The sequence below is a fragment of the Plantactinospora sp. CA-294935 genome (assembly GCF_050936445.1).
Classification (GTDB): domain Bacteria; phylum Actinomycetota; class Actinomycetes; order Mycobacteriales; family Micromonosporaceae; genus Plantactinospora.
In genome coordinates, this window is sequence record NZ_JBNJMU010000001.1 from 5,023,553 (window position 1) to 5,042,898 (window position 19,346).

The following is a 19,346-nucleotide window of genomic DNA, read 5'->3' on the forward strand; positions in this document are numbered from 1 at the left end:
TGCGGGAGGCACCGGGTCAGTTCGCCGTCCAGCCCCCGTCGAGGGGGATCGAGGCGCCGGTGAGGAAGGACGCGGCGGGGGAGCAGAGATAGGCGACCAGTTCGGCGACCTCCTCCGGCTCGATCAACCGCTTGATCGCCGCCCGGGCCAGCATGATCCGCTCCACCACCTCGGTCTCGGCGATGCCGTGCGCGCTCGCCTGCGCGGCGATCTGCCCCTCGACCAGCGGTGTCCGGACGTACGCCGGGTTGACGCAGTTGGCCGTCACGCCGTGCGCCGCCCCCTCCAGGGCGACCACCTTCGACAGCCCCTCCAGGGCGTGCTTCGCGGAGACGTACGCCGACTTGAACGGCGAGGCGAGCAGCCCGTGCACCGAGGAGATGTTGACGATCCGGCCCCACCGGCGGGCGTACATGTGCGGCAGCGCGCGCCGGACGATCAGGAAGGGCGCCGTCACCATCACCCGGTGCAGGTGGTCGAAGCGTTCCGGCGGAAACTCGTCGACCGGCGCCACGTGTTGCAGCCCGGCGTTGTTGACCACGATGTCCAGCTCGGGATCGATCCGGTCGGCGGCGCCGGGATCGGCGAGGTCCAGCCCGAGCGCCCGACCGCCGATCTCGGCGGCGACCGCCTCGGCCCGGTCGGCGTCCCGGTCCAGCACGGTCACCGTCGCGCCGGCCGCGGCGAGCCGGACGGCGCAGGCCCGGCCGATGCCGCTGGCACCGCCGGTGACCAGGGCGGTCCGCCCGGACAGGTCGAGCCGGACGACCTGCGGAAGGCTCCGACCGGCGCCGGTCGCGCCCGGCGCCCCGGCCTCCTGCTGCCGCCGTCGCGCGGCCTGGTCGTCCCGACCGGGTTCTACCGTCATGGCCGAAAAAGCTACGAGCCAACCGGGCGGCGGCACATGGGCGGCGGCCACATACTCCGGTACCGGCCTATGTGGCGGGCTGCGGCACCCGGACGGCGCCGGCCGGGCCCGGGGTCTGATGATCGGGTACGGGCGTGTCGACGTTTCCGGCTCCGGCCCAGGCCAGTAGGGTGTCGAACACACGTACGTGCTGCGGCACGGGGAGGGGGCGGCGTGCGGGTGCTGGGCGTCGACCCGGGGCTGACCCGGTGCGGGGTCGGCGTGGTCGAGGGCGTGCCCGGCCGGCCGTGCACCCTGGTGGCCTACTACGTCGTCTACACCGACCCGGCCGACGAGCTGCCGCTGCGCCTGCTGCGCCTGGACACCGAGCTGACCCGGCTGGTGGCCGAGCACCAGCCGCAGAGTGTGGCGGTGGAACGGGTCTTCAGCCAGCACAACGTGCGGACGGTGATGGGCACCGCGCAGGCCAGCGCGGTGGCGGTGCTGGCCGGGGCCCGGGCCGGGCTGCCGGTGCAGACGTACACCCCGAGCGAGGTCAAGGCGGCGGTCACGGGTTCCGGCCAGGCGGACAAGGCGCAGATGATGTCGATGGTCACCCGGCTGCTGCGGCTGGCCGAGCCGCCCCGGCCGGCCGACGCCGCCGATGCGCTGGCGCTGGCGATCTGCCACATCTGGCGCGGCGGCACCCGGGCGAGGATCGCGGAGGCGGCCAGCGCGGCCCGGCAGCGCACGGCGGCGGCCACGTCCCGGGACGGCGCCCGTCCCGGTGCGCCCCGGCGGGCCGCCCGGCCGGGCGCGAAGCGACAGGGAGGAACGGGATGATCGCGAGCGTCCGGGGCGTGGTCGCCGGGCTGTCCCCGGACGGCGCGGTGATCGAGGTCGGCGGGGTGGGGCTGGCGGTGCAGTGCGCGCCGGGCACCCTGGCCGGACTGCGGGTCGGCTCGCCGGCCCGGCTCGCCACCAGCCTGGTGGTCCGGGAGGACTCGCTGACCCTCTACGGCTTCGCGGACGACGACGAGAAGCAGCTCTTCGAGTTGCTCCAGACCGCCAGCGGGGTCGGCCCCCGGCTCGCCCAGGCGGTCCTCGCCGTGCACGCCCCCGACGTGGTGCGCAAGGCGATCGCGAGCGGCGACACCGGCACCCTGACCCGGGTGCCCGGGATCGGTAAGAAGGGGGCCGAGCGGCTGGTGCTGGAGTTGCGCGACCGGATCGGCCCGGTCCCGGTCGGCCCGGACGGCGCGGCGGGGGTGACCGGCGGAGCCTGGCCGGAGCAGGTGCGGCAGGCGCTGGTCGGGCTGGGCTGGACGGCGTCCCAGGCCGACCAGGCGGTGGCGGCGGTGGCGGAGACGATCGACGGTGCGGCCCCGCCGGTGCCGGTCCTGTTGAAGCAGGCGATCCGACTGCTGGGCAGGACCCGATGACCGACCCCGAGGGGCTCGTCTCGGCGTACGCGGACGACGCCGAGCGGGACGCCGAGGTCACCGTACGCCCGAAGCGGCTCGCCGACTTCATCGCCCAGCATCGGGTACGTGACCAGCTCGACCTGCTGCTGCGCGGCGCGATGGGCCGGGGCAGCCCGCCGGACCATATCCTGCTCTCCGGCCCGCCCGGCTTGGGTAAGACGACCCTGGCGAACATCGTCGCCGCCGAGCTGGGCGCGGGGATCCGGGTGACCAGCGGTCCGGCGATCGAGCGCTCCGGTGACCTCGCCGCGATCCTGACCAGCCTGGCCGAGGGCGACGTGCTCTTCATCGACGAGATCCACCGGATCGCCAAGCCGGCCGAGGAACTGCTCTACAGCGCGATGGAGGACTTCCGGGTCGACGTGGTGGTGGGCAAGGGGCCGGGCGCGACCGCGATCCCGCTGGACGTCGAGCCGTTCACCCTGGTCGGCGCGACCACCCGGTCCGGGCTGTTGACCGGCCCGATGCGGGACCGGTTCGGCTTCGTCGCGCACCTCGACTTCTACTCCGCGGACGAGCTGGACGTGCTGCTCCAGCGGTCGGCGCGGATCCTGGGGGTGCCGATCACCGAGGGCGGTTCGGCGGAGATCGCCGGCCGGTCCCGGGGTACGCCCCGGATCGCCAACCGGCTGCTCCGGCGGGTACGCGACTTCGCCGAGGTCCGGGCGGACGGGACGGTGACCCGGGAGACCGCGCGGGCGGCGCTGCGGGTCTACGACGTGGACGAACTGGGGTTGGACCGGCTGGACCGGGCGGTGTTGATCGCGCTGGTCGACTCGTTCCGGGGCGGCCCGGTGGGGTTGTCGACCCTGGCGGTGGCGGTGGGGGAGCAGCCGGACACCGTCGAGGAGGTCTGCGAGCCCTTCCTGGTCCGGGCCGGTCTGTTGGCCCGTACGCCCCGGGGACGGGTGGCCACCGAGGCCGCTTGGCGACACTTGGGGCGCAATCCGCCAAATGGTACATTTGGTTCGAGCGGGCCCGCGGTGCCCGACCTCTTCTCCGCAGGGTCCCAGGAGGTGTGATTCGTTCGTGATCTGTGCCGCATTCGGTGTTCTCAGGTGCAGGGACTAGACTCGCCGCGTTTGTACAGGACGTGAGTTCCTGCCTCCGCTCCGGCATGCTCATGCCGCGACGAGGCCGATGGGAAGGTCGTAACAGTGCCTTTGGCAGCAGCGAGCGGCGGCGGAGCCGGGAGTTTCATGCCGCTCCTCATGATTGTCCTGCTCTTCGTCGTCATGTACTTCATGATGATCCGGCCGCAGCAGAAGCGGCGCCGCGAGGCCGAGCAGATGCAGTCCTCGATCGGCCCCGGCGACGAGGTGGTCACCATCGGCGGGCTCTACGGCACCGTCACCAGCGTGGACGACGAGACCGTGATGCTCGAGGTGGCGCCCGGCGTGCAGACGCGGTACGCGCGGCCGGCGATCGCCCGGGTCGTCCAGAAGGTGGAGCGGGTCGAGTCGGTGCCGGAAGAGGTCGACGCGAAGGAATGAACCTTTTCCAACCTCACCTTGCGGTCCGGCGGACCGCAGGGTCGGCTGCGGTGCGTGGGTGCCGCGCGGTTCAGGTTGAAAAGGTTCAACGACCGACCCCGCCCGACGGGGCAGGGTTGGCATCGAAGATAATGGATCGACGGGCCGGTGGGACCCCCACCGGTGCGGTACGCATGTCGCCGGACTCCGCCGGCCTCCGACCCGCCGCCCACCACTAGCGGCCGAACCGCGCAGGGAGACAGGAAAGCCGTGGCACCACCTCAGGGACAGATGCGACCCGGGCGGCAACTGGCCGTGCTCGGGTTGATCTTCACCGTCCTCTACCTTCTGGTGTTCTTCGCCGCTGGGGCCAAGGGCAGCTGGATGGACCGGCTTGAGCCGAAGCTCGGCCTGGATCTCGTCGGCGGCACCCGGATGACCCTGGAAGCGGCCACCGAGGCCGGCGAGGCGCCCCCCGCCAGCTCCCTGGAGAGGGCCCGGCAGATCATCCAGAACCGGGTGGACGGCCGCGGTGTCGCCGAGGCCGAGGTGGTCACCGAGGGCAACCGCAACATCGTGATCTCGGTGCCGGGTCAGAACGCCGACCTCAACGACGTCGGCACCCCGGCCGAGCTGCGGTTCCGCAAGGTGCTCAAGACCGTCGACGGTGGCGGTCCGGTCAACGCCGCGCCGACGGCCAGCCCGGCCCCGTCCGGCAGCCCGGCTCCCTCCGGCAGCGCCAGCCCGTCCGGCAGCCCGTCTCCGGCGGTGACCTCGTCGCCGGGTGCCGGCGGTGGACAGGGCGGCGGCGCTCCGGCCCCCACGCCCACGCCGAGCGGCAGCGCCTCGCCGGCACCGAGCGCCTCGGCCAGCGCCGCCCCGGCGGCTCCGGCCGACCAGACCCTGGCGGCGCAGCGCGCGGCGGTGGAGCAGAAGGTCGGTGCCGAGGCATGGGCCGCCGCCACCGCGCTCCAGGCGCCGGCGGACTTCAGCGCGGACCCGGCGCTCGCCGAGAAGCTCAAGCCGTTCGCCGACCTGACCCCGCAGGAGATCCGGGTCCTGCCGGCCGGCGTCCAGTTCAACGTACCGACCATCACCTGCGAGAAGCTCGACCAGCGGCCGCCCGGCTCGATCAAGGAGTCGGGCGAGCAGGTGGTCGCCTGCGGGAGTGACCAGCAGAAGAACCTGCTGGACGTCGCCAAGGTGGAGGGGACCGACGTCGAGGACGCCGACGGGGTGCTCGACCAGACCAGCAGCCAGTACGTGGTCAGCCTGGACTTCACCGGCGACGGCCAGAGCAAGTGGACCAACCTGACCCGCGAGGCGTACAACAACACCGACAGCCAGTGCGACCAGGCGGCCCTGGGCGACGAGGGCCGGTGCCGGGTCGCGGTGGTGCTGGACAACCAGATCATCTCTGCGCCGGAGATCCAGGGCGTGCTGACCGGTGACTCCCAGATCACCGGCAGCTTCACCAACGCCAGCGCGAACGAGCTGGCCAGCCAGCTCCGCTACGGTGCCCTGCCGCTGACCTTCCAGCCGCAGGAGGCGCAGAACATCACCGCCACGCTCGGCACCGAGCACCTGCGGGCCGGCCTGCTGGCCGCCGGCATCGGCATGCTCCTGGTGATCATCTACGCCTTCTTCTACTACCGGCTGCTCGGCTCGGTGATCTTCCTCAGCCTGGTCCTCTCGGCCATCCTGGTCTTCGGCGCGCTGGTGCTGCTCGGCCGCCAGATCGGCTTCACCCTGACGCTGGCCGGAATCGCCGGTTTCATCGTCTCGCTGGGTGTCGCCGCCGACTCCTTCGTGATCTATTTCGAACGTCTGAAAGACGAGATCCGGGAGGGGCGCAGCCCGCGCAGCGCGGTACCCCGCGCCTGGGCCCGGGCCCGGCGGACGATCATCTCGGCGAACGCCATCTCGATCATGGCCGCCGTGGTGCTCTACCTCGTCTCGGTCGGCACGGTGCAGGGCTTCGCCTTCGCGCTGGGCCTGGCCACCATCCTCGATCTGGTGGTCGTCTTCCTGTTCCGGCATCCGATCATGACGATGTTCGCGCGTACCCCGGCATTCCTGTCGCCGCGGGTCAGCGGGCTGGGTCGGGCGTTGCATACCGGGGACGACGACGAGGCGCCGACGACCGGCAAGACCCGCGTGAAGGAGGCCTGAGATGAGCAGGAGTGGGCTCGCCAGCCGCTTGTACCGCGGTGAGGCCGGTCTCGCGATCGTCCCCCGCCGCAAGCTGTGGTTCAGCATCTGCGGTGGCCTGGTGCTGCTGACCGTGCTGAGCTTCGTGATCCAGGGCTTCACCCTCGGCATCGAGTTCAGGGGCGGCAACGAGTTCCAGGTGCCGACCTCGGTCGGCACCATGCAGCGGGCCGAGGAGGCGGTGCACAACGCGCTCGCCGACGAGTCGACCCCGGACGGGCCGGCCGAGGTGGTCTCCAGCCAACAGGTCGGCGACACCACCTACCTGTTCCGGACGTCGCCGCTCGACCAGCAGCAGGCCACCGACGTACGGACGGCGGTCGCGCAGGAGCTGGGCATCCCGGTCAACGACATCAGCGACAACCGGGTCAGCGCGGCCTGGGGCGCCCAGATCACCCAGCGGGCGCTGATCGGTCTGGTGATCTTCCTCGTGCTGGTCACCGGCTACCTGGTGCTCCGGTTCGAGCTGCGGATGGCTATCGCGGCGGTCTCCGGTCTCGCCCTCGACCTGCTGCTCACCGCCGGCATCTACTCGGCGGTCGGCTTCGAGGTGACCCCGTCGACCGTCGTCGGCTTCCTCACCATCCTCGGTTTCGCGCTCTACGACACCGTGGTGGTCTTCGACAAGATCCAGGAGAACACCCGGGGCATCACCGGTGGCAGCAGCCAGACGTACCCCGAGGCGGCCAACCTGGCCCTGAACCAGACGCTGATGCGGTCGATCAACACCTCGGTGGTCGCCCTGCTGCCGGTCGGTGGCCTGCTCTTCATCGGTGCCGGACTGCTCGGTGCCGGCACGCTGAAGGACCTCGGCCTGGTGCTCTTCGTCGGTATGGGCGCCGCGTTCTTCTCGTCGATCTTCTTCTCCACGCCGCTGCTGGTGTCGCTGAAGGAGCGGGAGCCGCGGATCCGGCAGCACACCCAGCGAGTGCTGGCCCGCCGGGCCGGCGGTGGCCGGGACGGCTCCGCCACGCGTCGCCCCGCCCGGCAGCCCGGCCAGGCCCGGCCGGCCGAGGAGCGGCCGGCCGACCAGCCGGCCGAGGAGGCTCCGGTGCCGGCGGCCGAGGCGACCGCGCTGGCCGGGTCGGCGCCGAAGGTCGGCTCCCGGCCGTCGGGCAAGCGGTCCGGTGGCGCCCGAGGCGGTCGCTCCGGCGGCAACCGGCCCGGTGGCAAGCGGCGCTGAGCCGGACAAGCGGCACTGAGCCGGACGAACGGATCGAAAGGCGCCCGACGCGCCGCCCAGGCGGCGCGTCGGGCGCCTTTGCCCGGAGAGGACGCAGTGTGACGGAGACCCCGACCGAGGTACGCGGCGACAGCGGCCCGGTCACCGCGCAGTTGGTGGCCAGCCGGGTACTGGACGTGCCCGACTTCCCGAAACCCGGCATCGTGTTCAAGGACCTGATGCCGTTGTTCGCCGACGGTGCCGCGTTCCGGGCGGTGATCGACGACATCGTCGCCCACCACGGGCGGGACTCGTTCGACGTGGTGGTCGGGATCGAGGCGCGCGGCTTCGTGGTGGCCGCCGCGATCGCGTACGCCACCGGGGTCGGGGTGGTGCCGGTACGCAAGGCCGGCAAGCTGCCCCGGGCCGCGTACGCCGCCTCGTACGCCCTGGAGTACGGCGAGGCCACCCTGGAGGTGCACCAGGACGCGTTCACGGCCGGACACCGGGTCCTGGTGGTCGACGACGTACTCGCCACCGGCGGGACGGCGCAGGCCACCCTGGACCTGGTCGAGCGGGCCGGCGGCACGGTGGCCGGGTTCAGCGTGTTGATGGAGCTGGGCTTTCTGAACGGTCGCGAGCGGCTCGCGCCCCGGTCGGTTCATGCCCTGTTGACCGTTTAGCCCCCCGGTGACCGGTCGACCGCGCCGTACGTCCGGAGGACGGTCACCAGGTTGTCCGGGCGGGTACGATTGCCCTTCGTGGCTGGCCCGGGCGACATGCCCGTGACTGGCGTAGGACCGGCTCGACCGGCTACGGTCGGGTCATTCCCGGCGAAGTGTTGAGGAGGCCGGTGTCTTCCGATGTCGCCCCTCCGGCGGAGGGCATGGTGCATCCCACCAACGAGGCTGATACTCCTGCCGACGTCACGACCAGCGCCGGTGGCGCCCAGTCCCCGGCCGGCGGACCCACTCGTCCTGGTGGTCTCTCCGGGCCCGTGGAGCCGACGGCCGCCGCCGAGCAGGCCCAGACCGGGCCCGGTCGGGCCGGTGGGGTGACGCGACCGCTCGCGGCCCAGCCGGCCGCCGGCAGCCAGGCCGATGCCGCCGCTCCGGCTGCCGGACCGCTCGGCGGTCCCACCGTCGTACCGGCCGTGCCGGCCGGCGTCGGTGCCACCGTCGGGGCTGGCGCGACCGCCGAGTTCGCCGGAATGGCGGGCGGGGCTCCGCAGCCGCCCGCGACGAGCTTCGCCCTGGCCAACGCGCCGACCGGGCGCCGGGTCCGAGCCCGGCTGGCCCGGTTCAACGCGCCCTGGCAGACCCCGCAGGTGAGCGAGGTGCTGGAGCCGCTGATCGCGACACACCGCGCGTCGCACCCCAAGGCGGACGCGCGGCTGCTGCAACGCGCCTTCGACATGGCCGCCCGGTGGCACTCCGGGCAGTACCGCAAATCCGGTGACCCCTACATCACCCACCCGCTGGCGGTCGCCACCATCCTGGCCAACCTCGGGATGGACACCACCACCCTGGTCGCCGCGCTGCTGCACGACACCATCGAGGACACCGACTACGGGCTCGACCAGATGCGCGCCGACTTCGGGGCCGAGGTCGCGCTGCTGGTCGACGGCGTCACCAAGCTGGACAAGGTCAAGCTGGGTGACGCGGCCAAGGCGGAGACGATCCGCAAGATGGTCGTGGCGATGGCCAAGGACCCGCGGGTGCTGGTCATCAAGCTGGCCGACCGGCTGCACAACATGCGTACCCTGACCTTCCTGCCTCCTGCCAAGCGGGAGCAGAAGGCCAAGGAGACGTTGGAGATCCTGGCGCCGCTGGCGCACCGGCTCGGTATGAACACGATCAAGTGGGAGCTGGAGGACCTGGCCTTCGCCAACCTCTTCCCCAAGCGCTACGAGGAGATCAACCGGCTGATCGGGGAGCACCAGCCGCAGCGTGAGGCGCTGCTACGGCAGGTGACCCAGAAGGTGCAGGTCGACCTCCGCTCCGCCAAGATCAAGGCGGAGACCACCGGTCGCCCCAAGCACCTCTACTCGATCTACCAGAAGATGATCGTCCGGGGTCGGGACTTCAACGACATCTACGACCTGGTCGGCGTGCGCATCCTGGTCGACACGGTGCGGGACTGCTACGCGGCCCTCGGTGTGATCCACGCGAACTGGCAGCCCGTGCCGGGCCGGTTCAAGGACTACATCGCGATGCCGAAGTTCAACATGTACCAGTCGTTGCACACCACGGTCATCGGCCCGAGCGGCAAGCCGGTCGAGATGCAGATCCGCACGTACGCGATGCACCGTACGGCCGAGTTCGGCATCGCCGCGCACTGGAAGTACAAGGAGAAGAAGGGCGAGACGATCGTCGGCCCGCCGGCCCACATCGACGAGATGACGTGGCTGCGGCAGTTGCTGGACTGGCAGCGTGAGGCGGCCGACCCGAGCGAGTTCCTCGACGCGCTCCGCTTCGACCTGTCCAGCCAGGAGGTCTACGTCTTCACGCCCAAGGGCGACGTGATCCCGCTGCCGACCGCCTCGACGCCGGTGGACTTCGCGTACGCGGTGCACACCGAGGTCGGGCACAAGTGCATCGGTGCGCGGGTGAACGGCAAGCTGGTGCCGTTGGAGTCGACGCTCTCCAACGGCGACGTGATCGAGATCTTCACCTCGAAGTCCGACACCGCCGGCCCGACCCAGGACTGGCTGGGCTTCGTCAAGAGCCCACGGGCCCGGACGAAGATCCGGCAGTACTTCAACAAGGAGCGCCGCGAGGAGGCGATCGAGGCCGGCAAGGACGCGATCGTCAAGGCGATGCGTAAGCAGGGCATGCCGTTGCAGCGGATGCTGACCACGGACAACCTGATGACCATCGCCCGCGACCTGCACCTCGCCGACGTCGCCTCGCTCTACGCCGCGGTCGGCGACAGCCAGGTCTCCGCACAGTCCGTGGTGCAGAAGCTGATGGCCGGCTACGGCGGTGAGGAGGGGGCCGCCGAGGACCTCGCCGAGACCGCGGTCGCCACCCGCCCGCAGCGCCGGGGCAACAGCAACGACCCGGGCGTGGTGGTCCGGGGGGTCAGCGACGTCTGGATCAAGCTGGCCCGCTGCTGCACTCCGGTGCCGCCGGACACGGTCTTCGGCTTCGTGACCCGCTCCGGCGGGGTGAGCGTGCACCGGGACGACTGTGCGAACGCCGAGGACCTCAGAGCGCAGACCGAGCGCGTCGTCGAGGTGAGCTGGCGGCTGACCTCGGCCTCGACGTTCCTGGTCGCGATCCAGGTCGAGGCGCTCGACCGGCACAAGCTGCTCGCGGACGTGACCCGGGTGCTCTCCGACGAGCGGGTCAACATCCTCTCCGCGACGGTGACCACCACGCGGGACCGGGTGGCGGTCAGCCGGTTCAGCTTCGAGATGGCCGACCCCAAGCACCTGGGGCACCTGCTCGCCGCCGTACGCAAGGTCGACGGCGTCTTCGACGCCTACCGGGTCACCTCGGGCGCCTGAGCCGTCCCGGAGGCCGGTAAGGCGGGCCGACGCCGCACGCACACCCTCACGAACGACAAGAACAGCGCCGCGCCACCCCTCGACGGGGCGGCGCGGCGCCGTGCTGACTACCGGGCCGGTCTCAGCCGACCGGGGCGCTCATGGTCAGCGACTTGATCAGGACTTCCTTCTTCGGGTGGCCGCCACCGGCCTGCTGCGCGAAGGCGCCGTCGTCACCGGCCGCGCCGACCTGGGCGACCAGGTCCAGGCCCTGGGTGACGGTGCCTAGCACGGTGTACGAGGCGGGCAGCTGCGAGTCGCCGTACACGATGAAGAACTGGCTGCCGGTGCTGCCCGGCTGCCCCGAGTTCGCCATCGCGATCACTCCGGCCGGGTACGGCGGCCGCTTGTCCGTCGGCAGGTTCTCCTCGGCGAACCGGTAGGTCGGCCCGCCGGTGCCGTCGGTCTCCTTCCACTTGTCGCCGGTGACGCTCGGGTCGCCGCACTGGAGTACCTGGAGGCCCTGGGTGACCAGCCGGTGGCACTTGGTGTTGTCGAAGAACTTCTTCTCGGCGAGGTGGGTGAAGCTGGCGGCGGTGCAGGGCACGTCGGCCAGGTTGACCTTGGCGGTGATCGGACCGAGGTTGGTGTCGATCGTCATCGTCTGGCTGCCGGTGTTCTTCACCGAGGTCGGCGGCAGCCCGACGTCCTTGGTCGCCGCGTTGCGCTGCTCGGCCGGGATGTCGGTCCAGGCGCAGGTGGCCGCGCCCGCCTCGGTCGAGGCGTCGTTGTCGTCGCCGAGACTCATCACCAGCCACACCGAGCCGGCGACCACCAGCAGCAACGCCACCCCCGCGCCGATGCTGGCCTGCACTTGCCGGCGCTTGCGGGCGGCGGCGGCGCGCTCGGCCATCTCCCGTTCCAGCTTGGCCCGCGCCGCGGCGCGCTGCCGCTCTCTGGTGGACGTCACGGTGGCTCCTCCTGGACTATGTGCAGCGCGGCCGGGTCCGCGGCTGGGCTGGTCTCTGCGGTTCTCAGGACTGTCCGGCGACCGTCGGGCTGGCCGACGGCACGGTCGGCGTCGGGGTCGCCGCCGACGGTACCGCCGTCGGGTCGGCCGACGCCGGCTCACCGACGGTGAGGCTCTGGATCACCACGTCGGTCTTCGGCTTGATTTTGACGCCGGAACCATTGTCCACGGTTTCCATGGCGCCGATCTTCTTGATCACGTCGAGCCCGCCGGTCACCCGGCCGACGATCGGGTAGCTGGGCTGGGCCGGGCTGAAGTCCTTGAAGAAGATCAGGAACTGGCTGCCGTTGGCCCCGGGCGGGTTGCCGATCATCGCGACGGTGCCGACCGGGTAGAGCGGCGCGGCGGGGGTGGTCGCGGTCGGGCTGGGGGACGGGCTCGCGCTGGCCGACGGGTCGGCGGACGGGCTCGGCGTCGGCGCGTCCGGGGTGTTCTCGCTGAAGAACGTGTACGTCGGGCCGCCCTGGCCGGTACCGCTCGGGTCGCCGCAGCGCAGCGCTCCCTCGGTGGTCAGCTCGTGGCACTTGGTGTTGTCGAAGAACGACTGCCCGGCCAGGTGGCTGAAGCTGGCCGCCGCGCACGGTGCGTTCGCCAGGTCCAGCTCGACGGTGACCGGGGCGCCCTGGTTCGTGGTGATCGTCATCGGCCGGGTGCCGGTGGTGGGCAGGTCCCGGGTGGGCGGGCTGCCGACGTCCTTCAGGTTCGTGTTCGCCTGGGCGTCCTGGGTGGTCCAGGCGCACGTCTCGGGGGCGGCGGCGTCGTCGGCCGGGTCACGGTCGAAACCGCCGAGCGCCCAGAACGAGCCCAGCACGATCAGCAGCAGCGCGACGGCGGAGCCGATACCGGCCCGGATCTGTCGCTTGCGCCGGGCGGCGGCCGCCCGGCGGGCCATCTGCCGGTCGAGCTTGGCCCGCGCGAGTTTGCGCTGCCGGTCTCTGCTGGAAGCCACCCGCGCTCCCCTTTCCATGTGCCCTGGTCGTCGTCTTACCTCAGGTCGCCGTGCCGGCGGTCGTCCTGGCCACGGCATGATCCGCCGCCCCGGCGTCAAGTGCGCCACGCCACACGCCCGCCAGAGTGTACGGGTAACCGCTGGGAAAGTGTTGTACGAGGTCACCCCGAAACCATCGGAGATTATCACTGCGTCTGCTGGCGCCTCCTGTGGCAGGTGTATATGGGCGGTCGCTCAGGCGGGCCGCCCCGATATGGTGGGGTCGAAACTGACATTGAGACCTGAGGGCCAAAACGCTACTGAGACCGTCGGATGGGAGGAGCGGACGTGCTCGTCGCCGGCTTCCCCGCGGACGCCTTCGGCACCAACTGCTATGTGGTGGCCACCGCGCCCGGGGAACAGTGTGTCGTCGTCGACCCCGGTGTCGGGGTGCTGGACCGGCTCGACGATCTGCTGGCCGAGCATCGGCTGCGGCCGGCCGCCGTGCTGTTGACCCACGGTCATCTCGACCACACCTTCTCGGTCGCGCCGGTCTGCGGCGCCCGGGGCATTCCGGCGTACGTGCATCCGGGCGACCGCGAACTGCTCGCCGACCCGGCCAAGGCGCTCTCGATGGACCTCGCCCAGCTCTTCGGCGGCCGGCTGCCGTACGCCGAGCCGGAGGAGGTGGCCGAGTTGACCGACGGGGCGACCCTGGCACTGGCCGGGTTGGAGATCACCGTCGACCACGCGCCGGGCCATACCGGCGGGTCGGTGCTGTTCCGGCTGCCGGGCGCGGGCCCGGCCGTCCGGTCCGACCTGCCCCTTCCACCCGGGGTGGACTGGGCGGCGGAGCAGATCTGCCTGGCGGGCGACGTGCTCTTCGCCGGGTCGATCGGCCGCACCGACCTGCCGGGCGGCAGCCTGCCGACCATGGTGCGGAGCCTGCGGGAGAAGATCCTCCCGCTCGCCGACGACACCGTCGTGCTGCCCGGCCACGGCCCCGCGACCAGCATCGGCCGCGAGCGGGCGAGCAACCCGTACCTGATCGAGGTCGCCGATCTCGACGGGCCGCGGGTCGCGCCCACCCGGGGCTGGTAATCCCCGCTCGCGCGTTGGCGCGAGACCCGACAGGAGCGTCATGAGCAAGCCAACACCGATCTCCGGCTTCCCGGAGTGGACCCCGCCGCAGCGGATGATCGAGCAGTACGTGCTGGAGCGGATCCGCCGCACCTTCGAGCTGTACGGCTTCGCGCCGCTGGAGACCCGCGCCGTCGAGCCGCTGGAGCAGCTCCTGCGCAAGGGTGAGACCTCCAAGGAGGTCTACCTGATCAGCCGCCTCCAGGAGGAGGGGCCGGCGGGGGCCGGCGAGGGCACCCTGGGACTGCACTTCGACCTGACGGTGCCGTTCGCCCGGTACGTGCTGGAGAACGCCGGCCGGCTCCAGTTCCCGTTCCGGCGCTACCAGATCCAGAAGGTGTGGCGGGGGGAGCGCCCGCAGGAGGGGCGCTACCGGGAGTTCCTCCAGGCCGACATCGACATCGTGGACCGGGACACCCTGCCGCCGCACCACGAGGCCGAGATTCCGCTGGTGATCGGCGACGCGCTCGGCGGCCTGCCGATCGGCGGCGCCGACGGGCGGCTGCCGATCACGATCCAGGTCAACAACCGCAAGATCCTGGAGGGCTTCTACCGGGGGGTCGGGCTGGCCGACCCGCTGGCGGCGCTGCGCGCGCTGGACCGGCTGGACCGGATCGGGCCGGACCGGGTGGCGGCGCTGCTGGCCGAGACCGCCGGGGCGACCGAGGCGCAGGCCAAGGCGTGCCTGGCGCTGGCCGAGATCGCCACAGCGGATCCGTCCTTCGCCGACGCGGTGCGCGGGCTCGGGGTGACCGACCCGATGCTGGACGAGGGGCTGGCCGAGCTGGTCGCGGTGATGGAGAACGCGGTCGCGCACGCCCCCGGGCTCTGCGTGGCCGACCTGCGCATCGCCCGGGGCCTGGACTACTACACCGGTACGGTCTACGAGACCCAGTTGCGCGGGTACGAACGGTTCGGCTCGGTCAGCTCCGGCGGCCGGTACGACAATCTCGCCAGCGATGCCAACGCCCGGTTCCCGGGAGTGGGCATCTCGATCGGGGTCACCCGGCTGCTCGGGCTGCTCTTCGGCGCGGAGGCGTTGACGATCTCCCGTAGCGTGCCGACCTGCGTGCTGGTGGCGCTGGCGGCCGAGGAGCGCCGGCCGGAGAGCAACCGGATCGCCGACGCGCTGCGCCGCCGGGGCATCCCGACCGAGGTGTCGCCGTCGGCGGCGAAGTTCGGCAAGCAGATCCGGTACGCCGAGCGGCGCGGCATCCCGTACGTCTGGTTCCCGGGCGTGGACGGGGTCGGCGACGAGGTGAAGGACATCCGCTCCGGCGACCAGGTGGCGGCGGCGTCGGACGTCTGGCAGCCGCCGGCGGCGGACCTCTGGCCGACGGTGGGCTGATCTTGCCTGACCGGGGGTGACGGCCGTAACCTACGCGAACGTAACTTACGCCGGCGTAGGGAGAGCCCGTGACCGTCACCCCCACCGCACCGCTCAGCCAGACCGCCCTGCTGATCGAGTTGGAGCCGGTCGTCGCGGACAATCTCGACCGGCACCTCCGGGTGGCCAAGGAGTGGTTCCCGCACGAGTACGTGCCGTGGGGTGAGGGGCGGACCTTCGACGGGATCCTCGACGGCGAGGCGTGGGCGCCCGAGGACAGCACGGTGCCCGAGGTGGCCCGGACCGCGCTGGTGGTCAACCTGCTGACCGAGGACAACCTGCCGTCGTACCACCACCAGATCGCGACGCTCTTCGGTCGGGACGGCGCCTGGGGGACCTGGGTGCACCGGTGGACTGCCGAGGAGGGGCGGCACGGCACGGCGATCCGGGACTACCTCACGGTGACCCGGGCGGTCGACCCGGTGGCGCTGGAGCGGGCCCGGATGACACACATGTCCGCCGGCTACGACAACGCGCACGACGACGAGGTGCTGCACTCGCTGGCGTACGTCTCGTTCCAGGAACTCGCCACCCGGATCTCGCACCGCAACACCGGCCGGGTCACCGGCGACCCGCGCTGCGAACAACTGCTCGCCCGGGTCGCCGCGGACGAGAACCTGCACATGGTCTTCTACCGCAACCTGCTCGGCGCCGCCTTCGAACTGGCACCGGGCCAGGCGATGCGGGCGGTCGCCGACGTGGTGGCCGACTTCCAGATGCCCGGCAACGGCATCGAGGGCTTCGCCCGCAAGTCGGTGGCGATGGCCATGGCCGGGATCTACGACCTGCGCCAGCATCGCGACGACGTGCTGCTGCCGGTGCTGCGGCAGTGGGACGTCTGGAACGTCACCGGCCTGGACTCCGACGGCGAGGCCGCCCGCGAGCAGTTGGCGGCGCAGCTCGACGGGCTGGACCGGGCGGCGGCCCGCTTCGAGGAGAAGCGGGACGCCAGGCTGGCCCGCCGGGCCGGGGCCTGACGGACCCACACCGGGGAGGGGGCGGCCCGGTCCCGGGAGCACTCACTCCGGAACCGGGCCGGGTCAGAGCCGGTCGACCGCGGGGAACCATCCCCAGCGCCAGACCTGCCCGGTCGTGGTCGTTCCGTGCAGAGCCCGGTCGGCCGGAGCAACCGAGTCATTCCGTGCGGAGCCCGGTCGGCCGGAGCAACCGCCACAGCACCGGCAGGCTCGCCCCCGTCACCAGCAGGACGACGCCGGCCGCGATCCCGGACATGGTGCCGATGCTGGGCCAGTCGAGGCGTACGGGCTGGCTGACCAGGGTCAGCAGGATGCCGCCGAGCGCCGTACCCAGCACGATCGCCAGGGCCAGGCCGAGCAGCACCGGTACGGCGGTCTGCCAGAGCACCGAGGCGCTCAGCGTGCCGCGCCGGGTGCCGAACGCCACCAGTACGGCGAGCGACCGGCGCCGTTCCCGCAACTGCTCCAGGATGCCCACCAGCAGGCTGGCGCCGAGCAGCAGCAGGGTGGCGATCACCCCGACGTAGAGCCCGCGGCGGATCTGGCCGAACCGGCTGACCTCCTCGGTGGCGCGCAGCGTCTGCACGTCGGCCGCCGGACCGAATCCGGCCGCCACGTTGCGGACCAGTTCGATGGTGTCGGGGTTGGCCAGGTCCATGCCGAGGTAGACCCTGCCGCCGAGCCCGCGCAGCGTGGTCGGGTCGAGCGCACCCGGGGTGGCGAGCAGGCCGGTGAACTGGTTGCCGGCCGGGTCGGTGCGGCCCGGTACGGTCCGCAGACTGGTCGGGACGGTCCACCGGGTGGTGTTCTCCGGGTTCCGGAAGCCGATCTCCACCTCCTGCCCGGGTGCCGGCTGGCTCGCCTGCTCCGGTGACTGCTCGTCGACGATCCGGAACATGTCGCCGTCCACGCAGCGGTCCGGGCTGGCGAGTTCGCGCAGCGCCGCACAGTCCGCGATCCGCAGCAGGGTCGCCGGCCGCTCGCCGTACTCGTCGGGCGCCGAACCGACCGGCGTCACCGTGGTGTCGAGGACGCCGACCACCGCGTCGACCCCCGGTACGGTCCGGAACCGTTCGGCCAGCGAGCCGGCGTCGGCTCCGCCGAGCCCGCCGCGGATCAGCACCATCGTCTGGGCCCGGCTGACGTCCTGGCCGGTGGCCCGGACATAGGCGTGCTGGACTCCGGCGAAGAGCATCTGCAGGGCGATCGCGCCGGCCACCGCGACCGCGACCCCACTCACCATCCGGGCCGAGGACTCGCTGTCGAGCTGTAGACGGCGGATGGCGAGCTGCCACGAGACGCTGCCGCCGCGCAGCCGGCGGACCACGGCCTCGACCAGCCAGGGCAGCAGCGCGGCGACCCCGACCAGCAGCAGCACCACTCCGGTGATCACCTGAGCCTGGTTGACCGGGCCACCGGTCTGGTCGATCCCGCCGCGCAGCGGGGCGAGCAGCGCGATGCCGACGATCGGCAGGGTCAACCGCCACCAGAGCCGGCGTCGGCGGTTGGCGGACCGGCGTACCACGCCGAGCGGTTCGACGACGATCCGGCGCAGCGCGAGCTGGGCGACCGCGACGGCGACCGCCGGCACCGCCAGCACGATCAGTACGGCGAGCGCCGGGCTGGGCCGGACGTCCCCGGCGAAGACGCTGATCCCCTCCAGCGTGACCCGTTCGACGAGTTGCCGGCCGAGCAGGAAGAAGACCGCACCGCCGAGCAGTCCGAAGAGCGCGCCGACCAGCGCCTCGCCGGCCGCGACCCGGCGGGTCGTCACCGCGTCCGCGCCGACCAGCCGGAGTGCGGCGAGGCGTCGGTCCCGGGCCTCGCCGCCGAAGCGTACGGCGGCGGCGATGAAGACCGCGATCGGCAGCAGCAGCACCACGAAGATGATCAGGACGAGCAGCATCAGCACCGGGTCGAGCCCCTCGGAGGTGGACTCGGCACCGAAGTGGTCGATCCGCAGCGTGCCACCGCCCGGCCGGAGCTGGTCCGTGCCGAGGTAGTAGGCGTACTCGTTGGGGCCGGAGAGGCCCTGGTCGGCGATGGTGCCGACGACGGGATGGTCGAGCCGGGGCCGGAGCAGCGCCCCGTCCGGCGAGTCGAGCAGCCGGGCCAGCGCGGGGGAGACCACCAGCTCACCGGGGCCGGGCAGCCGGGTCAGCCCCGGGGGTACCGGCGGATGCGCGCCGTCCGGCTGGAGCAGCCGGCCCCGGATCGCGTCGTCCCGGTAGACGGTGTCGGCCGCCGTGACCAGCAGGGTCCGGTCGCCGGGCGGCGGCTGGTCGGCACCGATGAACTGGTCGTCGCGGGCGGCGGTCCGCTCCGACCGCCCGTCCAGCATGGTGGAGACGGAGGTGGTGGTCACCAGCAGTGCCACCCCGAGGCCCACCCCGAGGGCGGTCATCAGGGTCCGGATCAGCCCGTTGCGGCCACCGGCGAAGACCAGCCGGGCACCGAGGGCCAGGTCGGCCGCCCACCCGGTGGTGCGATGCCGGCTCACCGGTCCGCCAGCACGGTCTCGCGGGTGCGGCCGTCCCGCACCACGACCTCCCGATCGGCGTACGCGGCGACCCGCGGCTCGTGCGTGACCAGTACGACGGCGGCGCCGGCCTCCCGGGCCGCCCCGGTGAGCAGCCGCATCACCTGCTCGCCGTTGAGCGAGTCCAACGCACCGGTCGGCTCGTCGGCGAAGATCACCCGGGGGGCGGTGACCAGGGCCCGGGCCACCGCGACCCGCTGCCCCTGCCCGCCGGAGACCTCGCCGGGGCGCTGCCCGGCCACGTCGGTGACCTCGAGGCGGGCCAGCCACTCCGCCGCCCGGCGCTCGGCCTCGCGGCGGCGTACCCCGTCCAGCCGCAGCGGCAGCGCGACGTTCTCCAGGCAGGTCAGTTCGGGCACCAGTTGGCCGAACTGGAACACGAAGCCGAACTCGCTGCGGCGCAGGGCGCTGCGCTCGGCGTCCGACATGGCGGAGAGTTCCCGGTCGCGGTAGCGCACCGCACCGGCGTCCGGCCGGACGATCCCGGCCAGGCAGTGCAGCAGGGTCGACTTGCCCGAGCCGGAGGGACCCATCACGGCCACCACCTCGCCGGCCCGGATCGCCAGGCTCGCCCCGTCGAGCGCCGGAGTCGTCCCGTACGCCTTGTGCAGCGCGACCGCCGCCAGCAGCGGCTGTTCCCCGGTGCTCATGCCGGCACCTCGCGTCCGGTCGGACCGCC

At 72.3% G+C, this 19,346-nt stretch carries 16 protein-coding genes; 11 read left to right on the forward strand and 5 right to left on the reverse strand.

All coding sequences use genetic code 11. From position 1 onward, the window contains the following. Positions 1 to 16 precede the first annotated feature (16 nt). Positions 17 to 868 (reverse strand): 3-hydroxybutyrate dehydrogenase, encoded by an 852-nt coding sequence (locus tag ACQEVC_RS22520; protein ID WP_432880706.1) that lies wholly within the window; start codon positions 866 to 868, stop codon positions 17 to 19. Between the two features lie 213 nt (positions 869 to 1,081). Here ACQEVC_RS22520 and ruvC point away from each other — a divergent pair, with 213 nt between their 5' ends. From ruvC to ACQEVC_RS22560, 8 genes are all read left to right on the forward strand, one after another. Next, positions 1,082 to 1,690, forward strand: coding sequence for a crossover junction endodeoxyribonuclease RuvC (gene ruvC, locus ACQEVC_RS22525; protein ID WP_432880708.1), 609 nt, complete (start codon positions 1,082 to 1,084; stop codon positions 1,688 to 1,690). Then, positions 1,687 to 2,289 (forward strand): Holliday junction branch migration protein RuvA, encoded by a 603-nt coding sequence (gene ruvA / locus ACQEVC_RS22530; RefSeq protein WP_432880711.1) that lies wholly within the window; start codon positions 1,687 to 1,689, stop codon positions 2,287 to 2,289. Before ruvC ends, ruvA begins: the two co-directional genes overlap by 4 nt. After that, positions 2,286 to 3,353 (forward strand): Holliday junction branch migration DNA helicase RuvB, encoded by a 1,068-nt coding sequence (ruvB, locus tag ACQEVC_RS22535; RefSeq protein WP_432880714.1) that lies wholly within the window; start codon positions 2,286 to 2,288, stop codon positions 3,351 to 3,353. The genes ruvA and ruvB overlap by 4 nt, the downstream gene beginning before the upstream one ends. Before the next feature lie 177 nt (positions 3,354 to 3,530). Further along, positions 3,531 to 3,824, forward strand: a complete 294-nt coding sequence (gene yajC / locus ACQEVC_RS22540; RefSeq protein ID WP_346259739.1) for a preprotein translocase subunit YajC — start codon at positions 3,531 to 3,533, stop codon at positions 3,822 to 3,824. Between the two features lie 249 nt (positions 3,825 to 4,073). After that, the gene (gene secD, locus ACQEVC_RS22545) at positions 4,074 to 5,975 is read left to right on the forward strand and encodes a protein translocase subunit SecD (RefSeq protein WP_432880717.1); all 1,902 of its coding nucleotides are present in this window, start codon (positions 4,074 to 4,076) and stop codon (positions 5,973 to 5,975) included. Position 5,976: 1 nt separating this feature from the next. Then, positions 5,977 to 7,197 carry a protein translocase subunit SecF gene (secF, locus tag ACQEVC_RS22550; RefSeq protein WP_432880720.1) on the forward strand — a complete coding sequence of 407 codons (1,221 nt, stop codon included), beginning with the start codon at positions 5,977 to 5,979 and terminating at the stop codon, positions 7,195 to 7,197. A 98-nt stretch (positions 7,198 to 7,295) separates the two neighbouring features. Further along, positions 7,296 to 7,859: an adenine phosphoribosyltransferase gene (locus ACQEVC_RS22555; protein WP_432880722.1), complete on the forward strand. Its 564-nt coding sequence runs from the start codon at positions 7,296 to 7,298 to the stop codon at positions 7,857 to 7,859. Between the two features lie 170 nt (positions 7,860 to 8,029). Then, on the forward strand, positions 8,030 to 10,687 hold the full coding sequence (locus ACQEVC_RS22560) for a RelA/SpoT family protein (protein WP_432880725.1): 2,658 nt from the start codon (positions 8,030 to 8,032) through the stop codon (positions 10,685 to 10,687). 121 nt (positions 10,688 to 10,808) lie between these two features. Here ACQEVC_RS22560 and ACQEVC_RS22565 read toward each other — a convergent pair whose 3' ends face one another. Together ACQEVC_RS22565 and ACQEVC_RS22570 are read right to left on the reverse strand one after the other, a co-directional pair. Beyond that, positions 10,809 to 11,636, reverse strand: coding sequence for a peptidylprolyl isomerase (locus ACQEVC_RS22565; RefSeq protein WP_432880728.1), 828 nt, complete (start codon positions 11,634 to 11,636; stop codon positions 10,809 to 10,811). 64 nt (positions 11,637 to 11,700) lie between these two features. After that, positions 11,701 to 12,645 carry a peptidylprolyl isomerase gene (locus ACQEVC_RS22570; RefSeq protein ID WP_432880731.1) on the reverse strand — a complete coding sequence of 315 codons (945 nt, stop codon included), beginning with the start codon at positions 12,643 to 12,645 and terminating at the stop codon, positions 11,701 to 11,703. Positions 12,646 to 12,972: 327 nt separating this feature from the next. Here ACQEVC_RS22570 and ACQEVC_RS22575 point away from each other — a divergent pair, with 327 nt between their 5' ends. The 3 genes from ACQEVC_RS22575 (at position 12,973) to ACQEVC_RS22585 (ending at position 16,128) form a co-directional block, all read left to right on the forward strand. Then, the gene (locus ACQEVC_RS22575) at positions 12,973 to 13,725 is read left to right on the forward strand and encodes an MBL fold metallo-hydrolase (protein WP_318397351.1); all 753 of its coding nucleotides are present in this window, start codon (positions 12,973 to 12,975) and stop codon (positions 13,723 to 13,725) included. Positions 13,726 to 13,765: 40 nt separating this feature from the next. After that, positions 13,766 to 15,112, forward strand: coding sequence for a histidine--tRNA ligase (gene hisS / locus ACQEVC_RS22580; protein ID WP_432880733.1), 1,347 nt, complete (start codon positions 13,766 to 13,768; stop codon positions 15,110 to 15,112). Positions 15,113 to 15,180: 68 nt separating this feature from the next. Then, entirely contained in the window at positions 15,181 to 16,128 is a 948-nt protein-coding gene (locus ACQEVC_RS22585; RefSeq protein WP_432880736.1) for an acyl-ACP desaturase, read from the forward strand. A 157-nt stretch (positions 16,129 to 16,285) separates the two neighbouring features. On the opposite strand, the gene ACQEVC_RS22590 is transcribed toward ACQEVC_RS22585, so the two are convergent. Beyond that, on the reverse strand, positions 16,286 to 18,628 hold the full coding sequence (locus ACQEVC_RS22590) for an FtsX-like permease family protein (protein ID WP_432880739.1): 2,343 nt from the start codon (positions 18,626 to 18,628) through the stop codon (positions 16,286 to 16,288). Next, a complete protein-coding gene (locus tag ACQEVC_RS22595) occupies positions 18,625 to 19,317 on the reverse strand; it encodes an ABC transporter ATP-binding protein (RefSeq protein ID WP_432880742.1) in 693 nt (230 codons plus the stop codon). Before ACQEVC_RS22595 ends, ACQEVC_RS22590 begins: the two co-directional genes overlap by 4 nt. Positions 19,318 to 19,346: the final 29 nt, after the last annotated feature.